Origin of the sequence: Pseudomonas sp. Pseusp97, assembly GCF_047304025.1 — a bacterium.
Taxonomy (GTDB): Bacteria; Pseudomonadota; Gammaproteobacteria; order Pseudomonadales; family Pseudomonadaceae; genus Pseudomonas.
Genome location: NZ_JBGLYK010000403.1, coordinates 1 through 2,230, shown reverse-complemented (window position 1 = coordinate 2,230; position 2,230 = coordinate 1). Strand labels below are relative to the sequence as shown.

The following is a 2,230-nucleotide window of genomic DNA, read 5'->3' as shown; positions in this document are numbered from 1 at the left end:
AATCCGCTCCTGCGCGCCCCCAAACCATGGAGCCCACCTGTCGGAGCGAGCTTGCTCGCGAACATGCCCCGCAGCGGAGGTTGGTTCGCGAGCAAGCTCGCTCCTACGAAAAGCCAAAAGCCCCTGGCACCGTGGGTACCAGGGGCTTTTCACATCCGCTCGCCGATCAGGCCAGCGACGTCAGCGCTTCGCGGCTGAACGGCTTGATGTCGGCCAGACGACCGTCACGCACCTTCACCGCCCAGTCCGGATCGACCAGCAGCGCGCGGCCGACCGCGACCAGGTCGAACTCATCCTTGTTCAGGCGCTCCAGCAGACCGTCGATACCCGACGGCTGGGCGACTTCCTCGGTGTTGCCGAAGAAGGCCAGGAACTCGCTGCCATCCAGGCCGACGTTGCCGACGGTGATGGTCGGCTTGCCGGTGAGCCGGCGGGTCCAGCCGGCCAGGTTGAGGTCGGAGCCTTCGAATTCCGGAATCCAGAAGCGACGGGTCGAGCAGTGGAAGATGTCCACGCCGGCATCCGACAGCGGCTTGAGGAAGGCCTCCAGCTCTTCGGCGGTCTGCACCAGGCGGGCGCTGTAGTCCTGCTGCTTCCACTGGGAGAAGCGGAAGATGATCGGGTAGTCGGGGCCGACGGCCGCGCGCACGGCCTGGATCAGCTCGATGGCGAAGCGCGAACGGTTGGCCAGGCTGCCGCCGTATTCGTCGGTGCGCTTGTTGCTGCCGTCCCAGAAGAACTGGTCGATCAGGTAGCCGTGGGCGCCGTGGATCTCCACGCCGTCCATGCCGATGGACTTGGCGTCGAGCGCAGCCTGGGCGAAGGCGGCGATGACTTCCTGGATGTCGTCCTTGGTCATCTCATGGACCAGCACGGTGCCGTCCTTTTCCTTGCCGCTGGGGCCGTAACCCGGGACGCTGGCGTCCGGCTCGGTGCCCAGGCGGCGCACGGCGCCGACGTGCCACAGCTGCGGGACGATCTTGCCGCCTTCGGCGTGCACGGCGTCGACCACCTGCTTCCAGCCGGCCAGGGCGTCTTCACCATGGAAGCGCGGCACGTTCGGGTAGCCGTTGGCCGCCTTGTGATTGACCGTGGTGCCTTCGGTGACGATCAGGCCGACGCCGGCGGCGGCGCGGCGGCGGTAGTACTCCACCACCTGGGCGTGGGGAACGCCGCCCGGGGAGAAGTTGCGGGTCATCGGCGCCATCACGACGCGGGTGGGCAGTTCCAGGCCGCCCAGGCGGAAGGGCGAGAACAGGGTATCTACGGATGCAGTCATTGAAGTCTCCAGGACGACCAGGCGACCGGTCGTCTCGTTCTTTTGTGAAAAGTAGAGAGAAGGGTGATGACTCAGGCAGTTCAGGCCTGAAGCAAGTGCTCCAGGCGTTCGATAAAGCGTTCCACGGGTCTGAGCGAAGCGCTGACTTTCATCCGCGCCAGCACGCCCTGCCAGGCATTGCCGATGAACTCGGCCAGGGATTCGACGTTCTCCGCCGCCGGCAGCTCACCGGCGCGCTGGGCATCGGCCAGGCACCCGCGCAGGGTGTCGATGGACTGCTGGAGGATGCCGTCGACCCGCTCGGCGATGGCCGGCGACAGCTCCGCCATCTCGAAGCTCAGGCTGCCGATGAAGCAGTGGTATTCGAGCTTCTCCTGGCGGGCGAAATGCGCCAGGAGTTCGCGGTAATAAGTGAGGATGCGCGCGCGCGGACCCAGTGCCGGGTTGCCCAGCGCCTCGGCGTAGCGGGCCAGGCGCGGTGCGTAGAGGTGCTCCAGGGCCTGCAGGGCGAAGTCTTCCTTGCTTTCGAAGTAGTGATAGAAGGAACCCTTGGGGATGCCGGCGGCCTGGACGATGTCCTGCACGCCGGTGCCGTGGTAGCCGCTGCGGGTCATCGCCAGGGAGCCCTTGGCGAGGATCAGGTCGCGCTTGTCGAGTCGGATGCTGTTCATGGACGCAAGAATATGACCGGTCGTCTCGCTTTTTCCAGCACCATTGATCGCAGTGATTTTCCGTCAGAAATGGATCAGCGAATCGCCGGATTTTCCAGCAGCTCCGCCACGCCCTCCTGCAGCAATTCGCGCAGGCGCTCCACCACCGCTTCCGGTTCAGCCTCGCCGCGGTGCAGGCATAACCCCAGCGGCGCCATCGCCGGCAGCCCGGCGCGTTCTGCATCCAGCCGTTGCACGCTGGGCGGCAGGCCGATGGGCGTGCGCAGGCCGACGCCCAGCG

At 66.2% G+C, this 2,230-nt stretch carries 2 protein-coding genes and 1 pseudogene; all 3 read right to left on the bottom strand.

Annotated elements, in window-relative coordinates; translation table 11 throughout:
• Nucleotides 1-166: 166 nt before the first annotated feature.
• On the bottom strand, nucleotides 167-1,279 hold the full coding sequence (locus ACCC94_RS29390; protein ID WP_413353110.1) for an NADH:flavin oxidoreductase: 1,113 nt from the start codon (nucleotides 1,277-1,279) through the stop codon (nucleotides 167-169).
• A gap of 80 nt (nucleotides 1,280-1,359) precedes the next feature.
• On the bottom strand, nucleotides 1,360-1,950 hold the full coding sequence (locus tag ACCC94_RS29385) for a TetR/AcrR family transcriptional regulator (RefSeq protein WP_413353109.1): 591 nt from the start codon (nucleotides 1,948-1,950) through the stop codon (nucleotides 1,360-1,362).
• Between the two features lie 74 nt (nucleotides 1,951-2,024).
• Nucleotides 2,025-2,230 (bottom strand): annotated as a pseudogene (locus ACCC94_RS29380) (LysR family transcriptional regulator); the annotation flags it as partial.

Bases quoted from the DNA above. Each gene is read 5' to 3' on its own strand.
- ACCC94_RS29390 (WP_413353110.1), bottom strand. From the start codon at position 1,279: ATGACTGCATCCGTAGATACCCTGTTCTCGCCCTTCCGCCTGGGCGGC.
- ACCC94_RS29385 (WP_413353109.1), bottom strand. From the start codon at position 1,950: ATGAACAGCATCCGACTCGACAAGCGCGACCTGATCCTCGCCAAGGGC.